A 20,807-nucleotide genomic window follows, 5' to 3' on the forward strand; every position below is an offset into this window, starting at 1 on the left:
AGACACGAAGGCACCAAGCTCTTTATAAAACCTACTTTGCGTATCTGCCAAACAAGTATGATTACTTCTTGGTGTCTTGGTGCCTTGGTGGTTGTTTTCCAATGATTTCTCAAATACCAAACAACGCTGCCGCATAACAAACGAAAGAAACGACTATGGAACGCCTACGATCCTGGTTCCGCTGGCGCAATATCAACATCATTCTTGCCGCGCTGGTGCTGCTGGCGGGCGGCCTGGTGCTCGGCCCGCTCGCCGCGCGCGGCCCGCAGATTGTTTCGATCTCGCCCGCAAATGGCGCGACCGACGCCAACCCGCAGGGCGGCATCCAGATCGTGTTCAGCCAGTGGGTGCGCCCCGATTCGGTGCGCGCGGCTGTGCATTTCGAGCCGCCGCTGCCCTTTGCCGTGCGCATGGCCGAGTTCCCGCGCGCTGGCGCAACCACCGTCACCATCGAGCCTGAAGGCGGCATGCGCTATGGCTCGGCCTACCGCCTGAACATTGGCGGCGAGGTCAGCAATCTGTTTGGCCGCGCCTTGCAGGAGCCGCAAACCGTGTCGTTCGCGACGGTGCCATATGCGACTGTGGCGTCATTTGGCCCAACGCAGGATGGCGGCGAAGCCAAGCTGAACGCGCCGATTCTGGTGGAGTTCGCCAGCCCGGTCGTGCCAGCCGCAACGCTCGCCGCCGCCGCCGACGATCCGCGCCTGGCCGACACGCTGCCCCAGCCGCTGGCGCTGGAGCCAGCCGCGCCGGGCGTGGGCCGCTGGATCTCGCCCACACAGTTCGGTTTCTACCCTACGCGCCTGTTCGCCGCGACGCGCTACACCGCCACCGTGCGCAGCGATGTCTCGTCTGACGGGAAGTTCCGCATGGAGCAGCCAGTAAGCTGGAATTTCATCACCGCCGCGCCGCTGCTGGTTGGCACGCGCCCCTTCGATGGCGCAATCGACGTGCCCGACGCTGGCGAGATCGAGGTGCGGCTCGACCCCGGCGTGGACGCCGATTCGGCCGGGCAGAATTTCACGCTGCGCGATATCGAAAGTGGCGCGACGGTTGGTGGCACAGTCACGCGCTCGCCGGGCGGTTTCCACTTCAAGCCGGCCGCGGCGCTGACGCGTGGTGCGACCTACGAGGCCAATCTTGCCCCTGGCATTACATCCAGCCAGGGCGCGAAGCTGAACACGGACGCGATCAAATGGCGTTTCACGGTGATCGGCGATCTGGCGGTGGCGAATGTCGAACCGCCCACATCCACCAGCCAGGTGCTGACCGACACCGCCCGCATCAGCGTGCGCTTCAACCACCCGGTCGTTGCCTTCACCACGCTCGACGACCAGAAATCGCTGCCGCAACCGCTTCAGATCACGCCCGCGCTGGCCGGCACCGGCCGCTGGCTCGACACCAGCACCTACGTGTTTGCGCCAAGCAACGGTCTGCTGCCCTCAACCGATTACAGCGTGCGCGTGGCGGCCGGCCTGCGCGACCAGACCGGCGGCGCGCTGCGCGGCGAGTATAGCTGGCAGTTCAGCACGATCACGCCTGATGTGTACGGCAGTACGCCGCTTGATGGCGAGCAGTTCGCCGCGCCCGACGAGCCGCTTGAAATCTACTTCAACCAGCCGGTCGATCTGGGCAGCTTGCGCGGCGCGCTCGCCCTGCTCGACGCAAATGGCGCGTCCGTGCCCGGCACATTCAGCCAGGGCGGCACCAAGCCCAACCTGCGCACCGACTACGACGAGAATGGCGTGCCAACCCGCAGCTACGACGGCGTGATCGTCCGCTTCGCGCCCAACGCGCCGCTTGCGCGTGGCGGACGCTACACGCTGGCAATCGACCCGGGCGTGCGCTCGGCGGCTGGCAGCGGCACGCTCGCCAATCGCTACCGCGCACGCTTCGACGTTGCGCCGCTGCCGCGCATCACAAGCACGCAGCCGAGCGCGGGCGAAACTGCCGCCTCGCTGAGCAATCCGTTCACAATCAGCTTTAGCGCGCCAATGGACTGGGACTCGGTCGAGCGCAACCTGACGATCACGCCCGCGCCCACTGACATCTACACCAACACTGGCCGCGTCGAATATTCAGCCTATTTCGCGCCCAAACCCGACACCGACTATACGGTCACCATCGGCGGGGCCGCGCGCGATGCCTGGGGCGTGCCGCTGGGCCAGGATGTCACCGTAAGCTTCCACACCGCGCCGCCCACGCCTGCGCTCTCGCTGGTGGGCACTGGCCAGCGCATTGGCGCGTATAACGCCTACGTCAACGCGCGCGTGCTCATTCAGCACGTTGGCACGCCAGTGGTGGGCTATGCGCTCTACCGGCTCGAACCCAGCGACGTCGCCAGGATGCTGACCGACTACGAGTTCTGGGATAAATTCCAGCCCGGCAGCGGCGCGCTGGTGCAGCAGGCCGACATCAGCTTGCCCGGCGACCGCAACACCAGCCGACTCGACACGCTCGACCTCGGGCGGCTCGACGCCGGCCTGTTTTACCTCGTCGTCGATGCGGGCAGCGGCCTGATCGACCGGCAGGTTATGGCCGTCAGCCCCTATGCCATCACCGTCAAGCGCAGTGCGAACCAGACGTTTGTCTGGGCCGTCGATATGGCGACGGGCAGACCGGTTGCCAACCTGCCGCTCGTCGGCGCGACCTACAACTACGACACGCGCCAGCCCGAGCCCTTCGAGCTGGGCGCGACCGACGCCGACGGCGTGGTGCAGCGCGACACGCCCGCCTCCGACGCGTCCACGCCATTCTTCCTGTGGACGCAGGGCACCGATCGTTTTGCGTTCAGCACCAGCATCTGGGGCGAGGGCGTGAACCCGTGGGACTTCGGCCTGCCCGTCGACTACGGCAACAGCCCGGTGGTTGGCGCGCTCTACACCGACCGGCCGATCTACCGCCCCGAGCAGAATGTCTATATTCGCGGCGCGCTGCGGCTCGACCAGCGCCGCCTCGCCTACGACCTGCCCAACGATCAGCAGCAGGCCGACCTGACGATTGGCGACCCGGAAGGCAACACGATCTACTCGACCACGCTCACGCTTAGCGAGTTTGGCAGCTTCAACACCAGCCTGGCGCTGGCGCGCGGCGCGAAGCTCGGCATCTACAGCATGAACGTCGTCGTAAGCGACCGCAAGGCCCAGGCGCAGAGCGCGCCGCTTGGCTCGTTCTATGGCTCGTTCAGCGTGGCCGAATATCGCAAGCCCGCCTTTGAGGTGAATGTCACCGCCGCCAAGCCCGACGTGGTGCAGGGCGAAACGCTTGACATGCAGGTGGCCGCGAGCTACTTCGCCAGCGGGCCGGTTGCCAACGCGCCATTGCGCTGGCGCCTGCTCGCCAACCCCTACTTCTTCCGCCCCGACAACGAAAGTAACTACAGCTTCGAAGATATCGACGACGCCTATATGTGGTATCGCGGCGACGAACCGCCCCGCGCTGGCGGCGAACTGGTGGCCGACGGCCAGGCCAAAACCGACGCGCAGGGCCATTTCGCGCTCAAGCTGCCGGCCAGCCTGGGGAAAGAAACGCACAGCCGCACGCTGACGCTGGATGTTGAGATCACCGATGTGGATGGGCAGGTGATCGCCGCGCAGGGCACGGTCAACGTTCATGCCGGCGCGATCTACATCGGCCTGCGGCCCGAAGGCTATCTTGCGCAGGCTGGCAAACCGCAGAACTTCGCGATCATCACGCTCGACCCGCAGGGCAACCCCGCGCCCAACAGCGCGCTCACGCTCTCGCTGATGCAGCGCGAGTGGAACAGCGTGCGCCAGCAGGGCGCCGACGGTCGTTTCTACTGGACTTCAACATTTAGCGACACGCTGATCGAAAGCAAGCCCGCCACCACCGACGCGCAGGGCCGCGCCACTGCCAGCTTCACGCTGCCCAAGGGCGGCGAGTACCGCGTGGTGGCCGAGGCGCGCGACGACGCCGGCCATACGGTCAAAACCAGCGCCTACACCTGGGCCTATGGCGGCGACGTCTTCTGGGGCATCAACGACACCGCCCGCATCGACCTGATTGCCGACAAGCGCAGCTACCGCCCCGGCGACACCGCCGCCGTGCTCGTCACTGCGCCCTACGAAGGCATGCAGGCGCTGATGACCATCGAGCGCGGCGCGGTGATTGAGCATAAGCTCCTGACGCTCAAGAGCCGCACCGAGGTGTTGCAGGTGCCGCTCAAGGCCGAATACGCGCCGAACATCTACGTTTCGGTAGTGCTGATCAAGCCCGCCGGCGGCGATGTGCCCGTGCCCGACGTGCGCGTGGGCCTGGTGAACCTGCCGATCTCCACCGAGCAGCAGCAGCTCAACATCGCCGTTACGCCCGACAAGGCGCAGGCCGGCCCGCGCGACGAAATCACCTACTCGATCAAGGCGACCGACTACGCCGGCAATGGCGTGCGCGCCGAGATCGGCCTGGCGCTGGTCGATAAGGCGGTGCTCTCGCTGGCCGACGACCCCAACCCAAGCATGACCGACGCCTTCTACACCCGCCGCGCGCTGGGCGTCTTCACCGCGCCCTCGCTCACCGCGCTGGTCGACCGCGTGACGCTGAAGCTGCAGCCCGGCGACAAGGGCGGCGGCGGCGGCCTGGGCGCGGATGTGCTGCTGCGGCGCAATTTCCCCGACACCGCCTACTGGAACCCCAGCGTCGTCACCGCCGCCGACGGCACCGCGCAGGTCAAGCTGACGCTGCCCGACAGCCTGACCACCTGGCGCATGACGGCGCGCGGCCTTTCCGCCGACACCCGCGTGGGCCAGACCACCGCCGATCTGGTGGCGACCAAGCCCCTGTTGCTGCGCCCGAGCCTGCCGCGCTTCCTGACGGTTGGCGATACGCTCAGCCTGCAAGCCGTGGTGCAGAACACCGGCACAAGCCCAATCGAGGCCACCGTCACGCTTGAGCAGGCGCAGGACAACGGCCGCGTCGCGCTTACGCTCAAGGGCGATGCTAAGCAGACCGTTTCGGTTCCTGCCAACGGCACCGCGCTGGTGCGCTGGCCGGTTGAGGTGCCGAATGCCGGGCAGGCCGTGCTGCGCTTCAGCGTGGCCGGCGGCGGGCAGCAGGATGCTGTCGAGCAGGCGCTCGCAATCAATCGCTACACCACGCCCGAGGTTGTCGCCACCGCCGGCCAGGTGCTCGACACCACTGTCGAGACGATTGCCGTGCCCGCCGACGCGCCGGTTGCGCCCAGCGGCGCCACTGCCGGCGAGCTCGACCTGGAGCTTTCGCCCTCGCTGGCGGCTGGCGTCGACCGCACGCTGAGCTACTTGCAGTCCTACCCCTACGACTGCTCGGAGCAGACGGTCAGTCGCTTCCTGCCCAACGCCGTCACCTACCGCCTGTTCACGCAGCTTGGCCTGGCCGATCCCAAGCTCAAAGCCGGGCTGGACGCCAACCTGAGCACCGGTTTGCAGCGCCTGTACGCGCTGCAGCATCTGGATGGAGGATGGGGCTGGTGGGCCGATGATCCGAGTCGCCCCTACCTCAGCGCCTACGTCGTGCAGGGGCTGATCGAGGCGCGGAAAGCCGGCTACGCAGTCGATCAAGCCCGCCTGGATCAGGGCATCGCCTACCTGCACAACGCGCTTGCCGACGACGCGAAGCCCGCCGATGCCGCGCTGCGCCGCAGCCAGCTCAACGCCCGCAGCTACATCCTGTTTGTGCTGGGCGAAGCCGGCCAGCCCGACCGCGGACGCAGCACGGCGCTGTTCGACTCACGCGCCCAGCTCAGCGTCTATGGCCGCGCCTACCTGCTGATGACGCTCAAAGCGCTTGGCGGCAACGACGACCAGATTCGCACGCTGGTGGGCGAGCTGATGAGCACGGCGATCATGCACGCGACCGACGCGCACTGGGAAGAACCCGTCGCCGACAGCTGGAACCTCAGCAGCGACACGCGCACCACCGCGCTGGCGCTCCAGGCGCTCGTGCGTGCCGACCCGAACAACTTCCTGGTGCCAAATGCCGTGCGCTACCTGATGGCGCAGCGCGACCACGGCCACTGGCAAAGCACGCAGGAGTCGGCCGTTTCGCTGCTGGCGCTGGCCGAGTACCTCACCCAGAGCGGCGAGCTCGACGCCGACTACACCTACCGTGCCGTGCTCGACGGCACCACGCTCAGCGAAGGCGCAATCAATCGCGCCAACCTGTCCGACCCGATCAGCGTCATCACCGCGCTGGCCGACATCAAGGCCGGCGGGCAGTCGCAGCTTACCTTGCAGCGGCAGGCCGCCAGCGGGCAGACGGGCAAGGGCCGGCTGTATTACACGCTGCGCATGCGCTACTACCAGGACGCCAGCAAAGTCACCGCGCTCGACCAGGGCGTGGGCGTGCGGCGCGAGTATGTTGCCGTCAACACCGACACGCTTTCGGTCACCGGGCAGCTGGTGAATCAGGTGAAGCTGGGCGAGGTTGTGCAGGTGCGCCTGACGCTCACGGTGCCGGAGGATATGCCGTACTTCGCAGTGGAAGACATGCTGCCCGCCGGTCTGGAGCCAATCGACACCAGCCTGAAGACATCCAGCGCGGCAGCGGAAGGCGCGAACCTCGGCTCGTCCGACACGCCCTACTGGCAGTATTTCGGCCAAACCAGCATCCACGACGACCGGGTGGCACTGTTCGCCAGCGACCTGCCGCGCGGCACCTACACCTACACCTACCTGGCGCGCGGCACCACGCCCGGCGCCTTCCAGACGCTGCCCGCCACCGCCTACCAGATGTACCAGCCCGAGATTTTTGGGCGCAGCGACGGCGCGGTGTTTACCGTAAATCCGTAGTTCTAGCTGAAAGAAACGCAATGCACCATCAACATTCCATTCAGCGCCTGGGCCTGCTCCTGATCGGAATGGCGGCGCTCAGCGCCTGTGGCGCGCAACCACAGGCGCCCGCCACAACGGCGGCTGCACCCGTTGCTGCCACTGCCCTGCCCGCCACCGCCATCCCGCCCGCGACTGCTGCGCCCGCCGCTGCCACTGCCCTGCCCGCCACAGCCCTCCCGCCTGCGACTGCTGCGCCCGCTGCGCCCGCGCCCGTGTCTGGCCGCACGCTCAGCCTCGCCAGCCCGCCCCTGGAAGGCGACGATGTGCGCGTTGTGCAGCAGCGTCTGCTCGCTCTTGGCTTTGCGGAAGCAGGCGCAGATGACGGCGTGTTTGGGCCAAAAGCCGAGGCAGCGGTGCGCGCCTTTCAGGCCGCCAATGGGCTTGAATCCGATGGCATTGTTGGCCCGCAAACCTGGGCACGACTGTTTAGCGCCAGCGACGCTGCGCCATCGGTTGCGGCAATTGTCGACGCCGAACATGGCTGGCTGCTGGGTGGCGTGCAGGCCGGCCAGTGGCTCGACGCTAAGGCAGTGGCCGCCCAGCTGCGCGGCGGCGAGCGCTACCAGCTTGTTTCCAGCACTAGCCCGGCCGGAATGGTTGCTGGCAGCCGCCCCGAAGCCAACAGCGAGCCCTGCCCCGAGCTCGTCAACGTTCGCCTGGGCACGGCCACGCCCGCGGCTGGGGCAATTGGCGTCGCAGGGGCCTGGAATCCCCTGCCGCGCACCCCGGCCGCTGTGCCCGCAAATTCCCCCGAGGTAATTGGAACTGTCACGTCCCTGCTCAGCGCGCAGGGCATCGCCCAGCCCGACGTGCGCATAAAACAGGCCGTGCGCGCCGACCTTGATGGCGACGGCGCTGAAGAAATGCTGATCGCAGCGACGCGCTACCTGAATGGCGGCGATTTCCCCTCCCCCGACGCCGCCGCAGGCGATTACTCGCTGGTTGTGATCGTTAAAAATCAGGGCGGCAGTGCGCAAACCATTCCCGTTGCGGCCGAGTATTACCCTGCGCCAAAAGAATTCAATGCGCCCAACCAGCACGACCTTGTTGGCGTGCTCGATCTGAATGGCGACGGGCGCATGGAGCTGGTTCTGCACGAAACCTATTACGAAGGCGCGGCCACAACCGCCTACACCTTCGACGGCGGCCAGGTCGCGCAAGTCCTCGGTGCCGGCTGCGGCGTGTGATGCCACATCCGTTTTCTTTTCTTTCAGATGCCGCGCCCAGCGTCGCCGGGCGCGGCATCTGAATAAGAACATACTGCGCCCAACGAATTCAAGAACACCTCGCTCGCCCACTATTACAGCCGCTCGTTAGATCACGAATTGTAACCAATTCTGGTAATTCGGAAGCGGCGTACGTGCGTATAATCAAAAAGAAAAACCTTCCTCAGCTGAGCAAGGCATTCTGTCGTATCACCCCAGAAAAGAGCTCATTATAATGACACAGCCACGGACGCTGGGCATCGTAGCACGCTTCCCTTTCGGCTACTTTTTTAACACAGTGCTGTTTGGCGTGCAGGCCGTTGCGCGTCAGCACCACCTCAATGTGCTGGTCATCCAGGGCACTGCCGAAGACGTTGCGGCAACCCAGATCGCGCGCGGCAACGTCGACGCATGGCTGGTGATGTCAAATGGCGGCGATGCCAATGCGCTCCTGCCGCAAGGCAAGCCCACCGTCAGCATCGGCATGCGCACCGCGCCGCTGCGCTGCTCGGCGGTGCTGCCCGACAATAGCGGCGGCATCGAAGCGGCTATGCAGCACCTTGCAGCGCACGGCCACGAGCAGATCGCGTTCGTTGGCTGGACCGAGCTTGGCGATATTCAGGAGCGCTACGAGGGCTACCAGTCCGCGCTTGCGCAGCGCGGGCAGGCGCTCGATCTTAACCGCGTGGTGTTTGCGAGCGACACCTCGGTGGAAGCGGGCAAGCGCGCAGTGCAAACGCTGATAGAGCGTGGGATGCCCTGCACCGCCATCGTCGCCGCAACCGATTTGAATGCGCTTGGCATTATGCAGGCGCTCCAGCAGGCGGGCTACAATGTCCCCGGTGATGTGGCTGTAATTGGCTTCGACGACGTGCCGCTTGCGCAGTCGGTCAAGCCCTCTTTATCCACTGTGCGCCAGAGCTTCGAGCAGCTCGGCGTTGCTGCCGCCCAGCAAGCCCTGGCCGAGCTGGCCGCCCCGGGCGAACCGCAGATTATTTTCACGCCGGTGCAGTTTCTGCCGCGCCAATCGTGCGGCTGCCAGAGCAGCGCGCAGATCGAGCTTGCCGAAGGCGACAGCGCCGACGAGCAGGAATGGCAGGCGCAGCTTGGCCGCGCGCTGGTGCAAACGCTCGCGCACCCGGTGCCAATCGCGCCCGACGCGGCAATTGCCGAGCGCTGGCCCGAGGTCGCCGCGCTGGCCGCAACCGTTTCTGCCGCGCTGGCCGGCACGGCCGATACCGACCTTAGCGCGCTTGGCGGCCTGTGGAATTCCGACCTGGCCCTGCGCGCCAACATCGAGTCGCAGCAAGCCACCATTGCGCTGCTCGAGCGCGCCATTACTGCCCGCTACGGCAGCGATCTCAGCGAACAGGCCCGCGCGCTGCTTGATCGCATGCGCCTTGAAATGATGCGCAGCTACCGGGCCTACCAGGAAGGGCGCATTCGCTACCTCGAAGCTGCCGTTCAGCATACCAATCGCATCAGCCTGCTTCTGCTCGACGAATCGAACCCGCAGGCCCAGCAGCTCAACTGGCTGATGAACACGCAAATCGTGTGGGGCTGCCTGGGCCTCTGGCAGGGCGGCAACCCCTCCTCGGGCATGCTGCTGATCGACCAGGCCTACAGCGAAACACCCACCAGCCGCGCCCAAGCTGGCCAGCGCTACCTCGCAGCGCAATTCCCGCCGCTGGAACTTTTGCCCGCCCCGCAATCTGCCGCCGACACGCCCACCACGCTGCTGCTGCCGCTCAAAACCAACAACCAGGATTGGGGCTACCTCGCGCTGGCGGGAACGCTGGTGCCAGCCGAGCTGCGCCTCGCCGAGGGCGGCACCGACCAGCTGATCATGTGGGCTACACACCTCGCCACCATGCTCGAGCGCCGCCAGCTGGTGAATGAGCTGCGCCAATCGTATGAGAACGAGCGCGTGCTGGCGAGCACGGTGCGCGATCTGGGCGCGCCAATTATTCCGCTGCTGGCAGGCGTGCTGCTCATCCCGCTCGTCGGCGCGATCGACACCAGCCGCGCCCAGCACGTGATCAACGCCGTGCTCGAAGGCGTGAGCCAGCACCACGCCAGCACCGTGCTGCTCGATCTTACCGCCGTGCCGATTGTCGATACCCAGGTGGCGAACACGCTCATCCAGACCGCGCAGGCCGCCACGCTGCTGGGCGCGCAGGTCATTCTGGTGGGCATTCGCCCCGAGATTGCGCAAAGCATTGTGAGCCTGGGCATCAACTTGCAGCAGATCATTACTCAGCCCTCGCTGGAGGTCGCCCTGCGCTCGCTGGTGCGCCGCTAGAAGCCTTTCCAATAAGGTTGTCAGGAACGATTGCCACGAAGACTCAAAGGCACGAAGGTCTTTCGGAAATTCTACAGTCTTCGAGTCTTCGAGTCTTTGTGGCTATATGAACGGGATTGCCACCAGCATTCTTGCATCACCAATGTACGTGCGCAAAAGCACCCGTTGCCGCCGTTTACTCCATAAAGGCGCAGATTGTACGCAAGCGTAAACCAGCCGGACCAACCCGAAACTGCGAAGGTCGTTTGGGCGTTTTGAACCATACGGAGGTATGAACAATGCAGATCACCGTGTATTCGCAAGCGCAGCAGTTTCAAGCGCGCACCCGCAACTGGCTCGAAGAGCGCGAGATTGTGCACAATATTATTCTGGGCCTCAGCGCGCGCCTGGCCGTGCACCCACCCGAGCAGCCGCCCTACCTGGCCACGATCGATTCCGACAGCCCGCTGCTGGCGGCAGTGCTGACGCCGCCCTTCTTCCTGACGCTGGCTGGCCAGGCAAGCACCATCGCGCTCGATATGCTCATTCATAATCTGCATGAAAACGGCTGGTCGCCGCCCGGCGTGGTTGGCGAAGTGGCGCTCTCGGAAGCATTTGCGCGCCGCTGGTCGGAAGTGACGGGCGAGCCGTTTGGCGTGTTTATGAGCCAGCGCATCTACCAGCTGCGCGAGGTGCGGCTGCGCACCGGCATTCCTGGCGCGCTGCGCGCCGCCACCCCCGACGACGCGCCAATCGTGGCCGATTGGCTGCATGCTTTTTCCACCGAGGCGCTTTCAGCAATTTCCCTGAAAGGGGCGCGCGCGATGGCGCAGCAACGTATCGCCAATCGCGAAATTTTCCTGTGGGACGATGGCGAGCCTGTGTCGATGGCCGGCAGCGCCCGCCCGTCGCGGCGCGGCATCTGCATCAACGCGGTGTACACGCCCCCGGCGCGCCGCAAAAGCGGCTATGCCAGCGCCTGCGTGGCCGCGCTCAGCCAAATGCTGCTCAACCAGGGCTACGAGTTCTGCATGCTTTACACCGACCTCACCAACCCCACTTCCAACGCGATCTACCAGGCGATTGGCTACGAGCCAGTGATCGACTCGACTATGTATCGCTTCGGCACCGAGCTGCACGGCCGCGCCTGATCCTGCTCTCGGCGCGGCGCGAGATGCGCTATAATCAGCGCGAGCCGACGAGACAGGAACACAGCATGACGACCACGATTCGGGTTGCCCTGATTGGCGACCACGACCACGCGATCACCGCGCACCGTGCCATTCCCCACGCGCTTGAGCTTGCCGCCACCCCCGCTGAGTGCCGCGCCGAGCCAGTGTGGCTCGGCACCGCCGCGCTCGCGGCCAGCACTGCCGCGCTCCGCGACGTTCAGGCGATCTGGTGCGTGCCAGGCAGCCCCTACGAGAGTATGGACGGCGCGCTGGCTGGCATCCGTTTTGCGCGCGAGCGCGGCGTGCCATTTCTTGGCACCTGCGGCGGCTTTCAGCACGCGCTGATCGAGTATGCGCGCAATGTGCTTGGCCTGGCCGAGGCCGACCACGCCGAGTCGAATCCCGACGCGACCCTGCCGCTGATCGCGCCGCTGGCCTGCTCGCTGGCCGAAACCACCGCCACAATCGAGCTGTTCGCCGGCTCGCGCATTCGCGCAATCTATGGCCAGCCCAGTATCCACGAGGGCTTCAACTGCAATTTTGGTGTGAACCCTGCGTATGCAGAATTACTGCGCGACAGGCGGCTCCATATCACGGCTGCCGATGCGGCCGGGGATGTGCGCGCCGTCGAGCTTGACGATCACCCGTTTTTCATTGCCACGCTGTTCCAGCCCGAGCGCGCCGCCCTGCGTGAGCAAACCCCGCCGCTGGCGGTGGCGCTGTTGCGCGCTGCGCGGGAGCACCACCATGAATGAAACCGAGCGGCGCGTGCTCGACGCAATCGATTTGGACGGCCTGCTGGCGCTGCTGGGCGAGCTGGTTGCCATCCCCAGCCTGGATGGCACGCCGGAAGAGTTTGCCGTGCAGCAGCATGTGGCCGAGTGGATGCGCGCGGTCGGCCTGGAAGTCGATGCCTGGGAGCTTGATTTCCCCGCATTGCAGCGCCACCCGCAAGCGTCGTGGGAAGTTGAGCGGGCGCGCGGGCTGGGCGTGGTTGGTTCGCTTGGCGCGGGGCAGGGCGGTCGCAGCCTGATCTTCAACGGCCATACCGACGTTGTTCCTGCTGGCGACGTGGCGAACTGGCAGCACGCGCCTTTCGCGGCCACCGTGGCGGATGGGCGCGTCTACGGGCGTGGCGCGGTAGATATGAAGGGCGGGCTGTGCTGCGCGCTGGCTGCTGCGAAAGCGATTCAGGCGGCGGGTGTGCAACTGCGCGGCCGGCTGATGATCGAAAGCGTGATCGGCGAGGAAGACGGCGGCATCGGCACACTGGCGGCCGTGCTGCGCGGCTACGGTGCCGATGGCGCGGTGATTATGGAGCCGACCGAATTGCGGATCGCCCCGGCGCAGGCGGGCGCGCTCAACTTCCGCGTGACGGTGCCGGGCCTGGCTGCCCACGGCTGCGTGCGCGAAGAAGGCGTCAGCGCGATCGAGAAGTTCTTCCCGGTCTACATGGCGCTGATGGCGCTTGAGCGCGAGCGCAACGCGAACGCCGCCAGCGGGCTGTATGCGCGCTATGCGCTGCCTTACGCGATCTGCATTGGCACGGTGCGCGCAGGCACCTGGGCTTCCAGCGTGGCCGAAAGCCTGGAGTGCGAAGGGCGCTACGGCATCGCGATTGGCGAAGATATCCCCGCCGCGCAGCGCCAGCTTGAGCAGGCCGTCGCCGCCGCCGCCGCCGCCGACCCGTGGCTGCACGATCACCCGCCCGTGGTGGAATGGTGGGGCGGCCGTTTCGAGCCCGCCGCCATCGCGACCGACCACCCGATTGCGACGACAGTGGCGGGCGCGTTTGCCGACGCGGGCGGCATGCCCCAACTCGAAGGCATGACCTATGGCGCGGACATGCGCCTGCTGGTGAATGTTGGCAACACGCCAACGGTGATGTTTGGCCCCGGCGATGTGCGTGTGGCGCACCGCCCCGACGAGTTTGTGCCGCTGGACGATCTGCTGGCCGCGACGCGCACGCTCGCGCTCACCGCGCTGCGCTTCTGCGGCCACGACGGGTGACGAAACGGCGCAGGACGATTTCACCACGGAGACACGGAGAAGTTGCAGGTTTGAATGTTGCAGGTTTGAATGTTGCAGGTTTGAATGTTGCAGGTTTGAATGTTGCAGGTTTGAATGTTGCAGGTTGCAGGTTCCGTGGTTCCGTGGTTCCGTGGTTCTCGGTCTGGGCGTATTGCAATACGCCCTTCGTCGGTTTCAGGAGATCGCGCTATGGGTTCATGGGTTGAGCTCGACGCCTACTACCCGCCCGGCACGCTCACGCCAGCCGCTGCGCTGGTTGTTGCGCTGGGGCACATGGCCGGCGCGCGCAGCGCCTACGCCAACCCTGCCACCGGCGAGCTTGCCGGCTTCTGGCCGCGTGGCCCGCGTGGCATCGCGCCCGACCGCGACCTGGTCGCGCGCGTCGAGTATTTCCTCGCCGAGGTGCCGTTCGACGCCTTTCTGGCCGAAGCCCGCGAGCGGCTCAACCCCGGCCAGCGCCGCGCCCTGCTGCTGAATGTGCTCGACGCGGCACTGGCGAGCAGCCCCAACCTCGCTGAGCACCCGCAGGTCGGCGCGCTGGCCGAGGCGCTTGGTGTTGCGCCCGAATGGCTGGCCGAAGCCCGCGAGCTGCTTGAGCAGAAAAACGACCTCAGCATCTTCCCGCAGTAGCGCCACCCGGCGGGTGTGCTAGAATGCCGCATCCGCATTCGCCGCAAGGCCGCGCCGCGCCACCCGCGACGCCGCACTGGAGCCGTATGTACCGCACACTAAGCCCGCACGCGCTGGGATACCGCGTTGACTTGCCGAGCGCGATTGAGCTGGCCGCGCAAACCGGCTGGGAAGGCGTCGAGATCGGGCTGGCCGAAGCCGCCGACCTGGCCGCCCAGCGCTCGGCCGACGACGTTGCGCATATGCTCGAAGCCTCGGGGCTGCGCGCCGGCGGGGCTGGCCTGCCGCTCGACTGGCGCAACGAGTACGAGCAGAGCGCGCTCGACCTGCTGGCGACCCAGGCCGCCGTCGCGCAGCGATTGGGCTGCACGCGCGTTCACACCTGGATCATGCCAGCCTCGAACGACCTGCCCTTCCGCGAAAACTTTGCCCACCACGTCGCGCGCCTCCAGCCCATTGCCGCCGTGCTGAACGAGCATGGCTGCCAGCTGGGGCTGGAGTTCATTGGCCCGCGCCATATTCGCACCGAGCGCCGCTATGGCTTTATTTCCAGCATGGACGCTATGCTTGGCCTGGCCGAGGCGATTGGCCCGAACGTTGGGCTGCTGGTCGATAGCTACCACTGGTACACCGGCCTTGGTGCGCTGGCCGACCTGCGCAGCCTGCGCCGCAACGACGTGGTGTATGTGCATGTGAACGACGCGCCCGCCGGCATTGCGCCCGAAGACCAGCACGACCAGGTGCGGCGCTTGCCCGGCGCAACCGGCGTGATCGACCTGGCCGGCTTTTTGGGTGTGCTGCGCGAGCTGGGCTACGACGGCCCGGTGACGCCCGAGCCATTCGACAAGAGCCTGGCCGCGCTTGGCGCTGAAGAAGCGTGCAAGCAGGCAGGCGAGCATATGCGCGCCGCTGGCGTGTGATCTCCGTCCGTGCGATTATGCCCATAAAGGCTGGTGGTCGGGGGTGGCTTTGCTGCCCTCGATTTTTATTGCTGCGCCCGGTGCAAGAAAAAATCTACGGCTGCTTCGGGCGCCCAAAATTTCCTAAACTGCCAGGCTCATTACTCTGGAATGAAAGCTCTTTTATACAACGGGCAAGCTTCCAGGAAGCTCATCTGGCTATCAGATTCAAGGAAACTGGCTTGAGCTTCCTGGAAGCTGAGTACAGGGAAAGTTATTTTCCAGAGTACTCATTGCTGCCACGTGGAACCAGATCTTAACGAAAAAAATACCGCTATGACGAAAATGTTATTTTGTTGGTTTGCCCGGGCCGATGTGGTGCTGCGGGCGCATGCCTGTACCGTGTGTATCACTAATATCGCATAACAGGGTTTGTACCTGTGCGCTGGCATAATGATGCTGAATAGAACGGGATAACATAAATACACTGATTGCGAGAGATTCTCATTACAATTCTTTCATATGTTTTGACAGATGAAGAACAGATGAGTATACTAGCGCTATCTCATTAATACTAGTATAAAGTTGATGTTGGGCCATGTGAACGGCCCGCTTTGCCATAGACTCTGGTTGTTCCAGTGTCTTTTCGTTGTTGTATGGCGCTTTTTTTGGCAAAGTTTGTACCATGTCGCGTTTCGTATCGTTCAATGGCGAGCGGTATCGCGCGTGAGTGTAGGCAGAGTTGCTTGCATGCTGGTTGTTTCTTCACGCAAAGTCTTTGCGCCCGATCGCCCGTGCGTCGCGCAAATTTCCCCGGCAGCGCAGCAATATGCTTCGCGGCTGTGTGTTGTTCGCCGCCAGTTTGCTACTGCGGCGGCTTTTTTATGCCCGCGAAAGGAGGTTCGCGCATATTTTGAATGCATGGTAGCTGCGGCGGGCCGTTTGCCTTGCCGGTAGTTACGCCGCCCTGTACAACAGGGTTGTTCCAGCGCTTTTTGCAATTCATAGGAACAGAAGGAAGGACAGAGAATGCGAAGTCGTCGGACGCGAATGAGCATAATGCTGGTGCTCGGTGTTATTCTGAGCATGCTGGCAAGCTCGGCTTTCGCCGCACCGCCCGCCCCACGTGCCCCAAGCACAGGCGATGGGCCGGTGAAGAATGTTAGCGACAACTTAAAAGGCCCGCTCACCGCGCGCGAAAACGCAATGCGGCAGCAAGCGCTTCAGGCGCGGCTGAATGGCAAAGCGAATGGCCCGGTTGTCCAGGTCTCGAATGGCAAGTATGTCGAGCTTTCGCGCGAGCAGACCGACAAGGTCTTTGTGGTTATTGCGGAATTTGGCAACACGCGCCACTCGGCCTACCCCGACACCAACGCCGATGGCACGCCCGCCAGCGATGCGCTGACGTTTGACGGGCCGATGCATAACAGTATCCCTGAGCCGGATCGCAAGCTCGACAACTCGACGCTGTGGCAGGCCGACTATGATCGCGCCCACTACGAAAACATGTACTTCACCCGCATGGCGAAGTACTGGGAGTCGCAGTCGTCGGGCCGCTACTCGGTTGCAGGCGAAGTGACCGAGTGGGTGAAGGTGCCGTTCAACGAAGCGCGCTACGGCCGCGACGTATGTGGCGGCATCACCTGTAGCAACACCTGGTTCCTGATCCGCGATGCCCTGGCCTTCTGGGTGCAGGAGCAGCTGGCGGCTGGCATGACCATGCCGGAGATTCAGGCCTACCTGAAGACCTTCGACGTGCAGGATCGCTACGATTACGACGGCGACGGCAACTTCGACGAGCCAGATGGCTACATCGATCACTTCCAGATCGTGCACGCGGGCGGCGACCAGGCGGCCGGCGACCCGCAGCAGGGCTCGGACGCGATCTGGTCGCACCGCTGGTACGCGCAGATCAACCCGTTTGGCTCGGCCGGGCCGGATGGCTTCGCGCCATTTGGTGGCGTTCAGATCGGCGAGGGCGGTGTGTCTGACCCGAATGGCGCCAATGTGACCATTCCGGCAAACCCAACCGGCGTGTGGGTTGGCGACTATACGATTCAGCCCGAGAACGGCGGCCTGGGCGTGTTCGCGCACGAGTTCGGCCACGACCTGGGCCTGCCCGACCTGTATGATACCTCGGGCAACACCGGCGGCGCCGAGAACTCGACCGGCTTCTGGACGCTCTACTCCAGCGGCTCGTATGGCAATCATCGCGGCACCGACGGCATCGGCGACGACCCGACCGATCTGGGCGCGTACGAGAAGTTCCAGCTTGGCTGGCTGGGCTGCCCAAGCTGCCCCGGCGGCGCGTTCTACCAGGTGGTACGCCATGGCGAACAGGCTAGCATCAAGCTTGGCCCGGCGAATAGTGCAACCAAGAACACCCCGCAAGCCTTCTTTGTGGTGCTGCCCCAAAATGAAGTCGCCACCGACATTGGCGCGCCATTCGCTGGCAGCAACTTCTACTACAGCGGCTCGGGCAACGACCTCGACAACCTGATGTATAAGCAGGTCACTCTGCCGGCCAATGCCACGCTCACCGCAAAAGCGCGCTACGAGATCGAAGAAGGCTGGGATTACGCCTATGTCGTCGTTTCGACCGACGGCGGCGCAAGCTGGACGGGCGTGCCAACCAACCTCTCGGCCGCCGACGACCCGAACGGCCAGAATTTTGGCAATGGCATCACCGGCAGCTCGGCCGGCGCGTGGGTTGACCTGACGGCCGACCTGAGCGCATACAGCGGCAACGTGCTGCTGGGCTTCCGCTACTGGACGGACGGCGCGGTTGCCGAGCAGGGCTTCGCGGTCGATGAGATCTCGATCGCGGGCGGCGCGGCCGATGGCGCAGAAACCGACGGCGGCTGGACGTACAGCCCGGCCGAGGGTGGCTTCCATGTCTCGACTGGCGTGGAAACCGCTTCCTACTTCAACGCCTATATTGGCGAGAACCGCGGCTACCGTGGCTACGACGCTTCGCTGCGCAACGCCTACAACTTTGGCTACGGCACCACCAAGCCCGACTGGGTGGAGTTCTTCCGCTACCAGGACGGCCTGCTGATCAGCTACTGGAACGACCAGTACACCGATAACAACGTTGGCGATCACCCCGGCGCTGGCCTGGTGCTGCCGGTCGACGCGCACCCGCAGCCGCTGCACTGGTCGGATGGTACGCTGGCGCGCCCGCGCATCCAGTCGTACGACTCGACTTTCAACCGCGACCGCACCGAGTCGATCACGCTCCACAAGAACGGCGTGCCCACGCGCTTCCCGTCGCTGCCGGCGCAGCGCGTGTTCGACGACAACCAGACATGGTGGTACGCCAGCGATGGCCACACACCCGAAAGCCATGGCCGCTACCAGGTGGGCTGGTCGGGCGTGGATGTGCCGAAGACTGGCACGACCATTCGCGTGCGCAACACCGCCGATCACGGCTTCTACATGTTCATCGACATCGGCCCGTCGAAGTAACATTCGGCGGAAGGCAGCGCGTGGGGTAAAAGCCGCAGCTGCATAAACATCATCGGAACACCGCGCCCGGGCAACCGGGCGCGGTTTTTTGTGCCCGCCGGCGAAGGCGCTGGCGGTGGCGCGTATGGCACCAACGCGATCTGGTCGCACTGCTGATATGCCTTCTGCAAAACATTGGCCTCACCGGCCCTGCCTTTAACCTCTTCGGCATCCAGATTGGCGGCACCAACCTTTTTTTGTGCCGCGCGCCGTTTCGCTCTATACTAGGGCAAATCCATTCACCGACGCTGCCAATGCACAGATTATGATGTGCGTAAGCATGCCATAGCTGCATAATCTGTGGATTGCATCACGCCGCTTGCAGAATGCTCGAACGATAGAGGAGGCCACGATGGCAGAAAACACCCCCCGGCTGACGACCCTGCCGGCCTGGCAGGCCCTGGCTGCACACGCCGATGCCGTGGGCGGCACGCACCTGCGCGAGCTGTTCGCCGCCGACCCGCAGCGCGGCACGCGCCTGACGCGCGAGTCGCTCGGGCTGTATTTCGATTTTTCCAAAAACCGCCTGACCGACGAAACGCTTGGCCTGCTGCTCCAGCTTGCCGAAGCGATTGGCCTGCGCGCCCAAATCGATGCCATGTTTCGCGGCGACAAGATCAACCGCACCGAAAATCGCGCCGTGCTGCATGTGGCCTTGCGCGCGCCCCGCGACGCCGAAATCTTGGTCGATGGCGTGAATGTTGTGCCCGAGGTGCATGCCGTGCTCGACCGCATGGCCGCCTTTGCCGATCAGGTGCGCAGCGGCGCGTGGCAGGGCTTCACTGGCAAGCGCATTCGCAACATCGTCAACATTGGCATTGGCGGCTCGGACCTCGGCCCGGTGATGGCCTACGAGGCGCTGAAATTCTACACCGACCGCGCGCTCACCTGCCGCTTTGTGTCGAATGTCGATGGCAGCGACTTTGCCGAGGCCACGCGCGACCTCGACCCGGCCGAGACGCTGTTCATCATCTCGTCGAAAACCTTCACCACGATCGAAACCATGACCAATGCCGGCAGCGCGCGCGACTGGCTGCTGGCCGCGCTGGGCGACCCGGCGGCGGTGGCGAAGCACTTTGTGGCGGTTTCGACCAACGCCAAAGCGGTGCAGGAATTCGGCATCGACACCGCGAATATGTTTGGCTTCTGGGATTGGGTCGGCGGGCGCTATTCGATGACCTCGGCCATCGGCCTTTCCAACATGATCGCGCTGGGGCCAGACAACTACCGCGCCATGCTGGCCGGCTTCCACGCCATGGACGAGCACTTCCGCACCGCGCCCTTCGAGCAGAACCTGCCGGCGCTGCTGGGCCTGATCACGCTCTGGTACAACAACTTCTTCGACGCGCAGACCGTCGCCATCCTGCCCTACGACAACTACATGAAGCGTTTCCCGGCCTACCTGCAGCAGCTCACCATGGAAAGCAATGGCAAGAGCGTCACGCTCGACGGGCAGGAAGTGAACTACCAGACCGGGCCGATCTACTGGGGCGAGCCGGGCACCAACGGCCAGCACTCGTTCTACCAGCTCATCCACCAGGGCACCAAGCTCATCCCGGCCGATTTCATTGGATTTGCGCGCTCGCTCAACCCACTGGGCCGCCACCACGACCTGCTGATGGCGAATATGTTTGCGCAAACCGAGGCGCTGGCCTTCGGCAAAACCGCCGACGAAGTACGCGCCGAGGGCGTTGCGCCCGAGCTGGTGGCGGCGCGCACCTTCGCGGGCAACCACCCGACCAACAGCATTCTGGCCGAAGAGCTGACGCCCGAGATGCTGGGCAAGCTGGTGGCGCTCTACGAGCACAGCGTGTTCACGCAGGGCGCGATCTGGGGGATTGGCTCGTTCGACCAGTGGGGCGTGGAGCTGGGCAAGGTGCTGGCGAACCGAATTGTGCCCGAGCTGGAAGCCAGCGATGCGCCTGCGCTCAAGCACGACAGCTCGACCAACACGCTGATCACGCGCTACCGCGGGCTGCGGCGGGGATAGTGCGCGTGAACGCGCAGGGGTTGGGGTTTAGGGTTTGGGGATTGGATGCGCAACCAGGCCTTTCGCTGCTCTACAACCTCACTTGGAAGTGCGTTAGGAACAGCCATGTGACGAAAGACGAAAGACGAAGGAGCACGCTGGCTTCGTCCTTCGTCTTTCGTCTTTCGTCCACCTGAAGCGCCGCAAAAAATTACGCATCACTGCGGCCCCGTTCCCCTGCCCCTCGGCCCTGCGGCGGAGGCCATGCACCGCTCACGACCGAGAC

Annotated in this window: 10 protein-coding genes and 1 pseudogene; 10 read left to right on the top strand and 1 reads right to left on the bottom strand. The window is 64.7% G+C overall.

Annotated elements, in window-relative coordinates; genetic code table 11:
- Positions 1-155 precede the first annotated feature (155 nt).
- From M1P90_RS33635 to M1P90_RS33660, 6 genes are all read left to right on the top strand, one after another.
- A complete protein-coding gene (locus M1P90_RS33635) occupies positions 156-6,785 on the top strand; it encodes an Ig-like domain-containing protein (protein WP_483700241.1) in 6,630 nt (2,209 codons plus the stop codon).
- A gap of 20 nt (positions 6,786-6,805) precedes the next feature.
- Positions 6,806-8,014, top strand: coding sequence for a peptidoglycan-binding domain-containing protein (locus tag M1P90_RS33640; RefSeq protein WP_483700242.1), 1,209 nt, complete (start codon positions 6,806-6,808; stop codon positions 8,012-8,014).
- 253 nt (positions 8,015-8,267) lie between these two features.
- Entirely contained in the window at positions 8,268-10,334 is a 2,067-nt protein-coding gene (locus M1P90_RS33645; protein WP_483700244.1) for a substrate-binding domain-containing protein, read from the top strand.
- A gap of 278 nt (positions 10,335-10,612) precedes the next feature.
- Entirely contained in the window at positions 10,613-11,464 is an 852-nt protein-coding gene (locus M1P90_RS33650; RefSeq protein ID WP_483700245.1) for a GNAT family N-acetyltransferase, read from the top strand.
- Positions 11,465-11,529: 65 nt separating this feature from the next.
- A complete protein-coding gene (locus M1P90_RS33655; protein ID WP_483700246.1) occupies positions 11,530-12,240 on the top strand; it encodes a CTP synthase C-terminal region-related (seleno)protein in 711 nt (236 codons plus the stop codon).
- A complete protein-coding gene (locus tag M1P90_RS33660; protein WP_483700248.1) occupies positions 12,233-13,495 on the top strand; it encodes an ArgE/DapE family deacylase in 1,263 nt (420 codons plus the stop codon). Before M1P90_RS33655 ends, M1P90_RS33660 begins: the two co-directional genes overlap by 8 nt.
- A gap of 57 nt (positions 13,496-13,552) precedes the next feature.
- Here M1P90_RS33660 and M1P90_RS33665 read toward each other — a convergent pair.
- Positions 13,553-13,618: pseudogene (locus M1P90_RS33665) on the bottom strand (pentapeptide repeat-containing protein); the annotation flags it as partial.
- 87 nt (positions 13,619-13,705) lie between these two features.
- On the opposite strand from M1P90_RS33665, the gene M1P90_RS33670 reads away from it, so the two are divergent.
- The 4 genes from M1P90_RS33670 to pgi all read left to right on the top strand — a co-directional run bounded on the left by M1P90_RS33670 (position 13,706) and on the right by pgi (position 20,542).
- A complete protein-coding gene (locus M1P90_RS33670) occupies positions 13,706-14,146 on the top strand; it encodes a hypothetical protein (RefSeq protein WP_483700249.1) in 441 nt (146 codons plus the stop codon).
- 23 nt (positions 14,147-14,169) lie between these two features.
- Positions 14,170-15,066, top strand: a complete 897-nt coding sequence (locus tag M1P90_RS33675; protein ID WP_483700250.1) for a sugar phosphate isomerase/epimerase family protein — start codon at positions 14,170-14,172, stop codon at positions 15,064-15,066.
- Positions 15,067-16,074: 1,008 nt separating this feature from the next.
- Entirely contained in the window at positions 16,075-18,513 is a 2,439-nt protein-coding gene (locus tag M1P90_RS33680; RefSeq protein WP_483700252.1) for an immune inhibitor A domain-containing protein, read from the top strand.
- A gap of 391 nt (positions 18,514-18,904) precedes the next feature.
- Complete coding sequence (gene pgi / locus M1P90_RS33685) at positions 18,905-20,542, top strand: glucose-6-phosphate isomerase (RefSeq protein WP_483700253.1); 1,638 nt, start codon at positions 18,905-18,907, stop codon at positions 20,540-20,542.
- The last annotated feature ends 265 nt before the right edge of the window (positions 20,543-20,807 follow it).

The sequence above is a fragment of the Kouleothrix sp. 19917 genome (genome assembly GCF_057073505.1).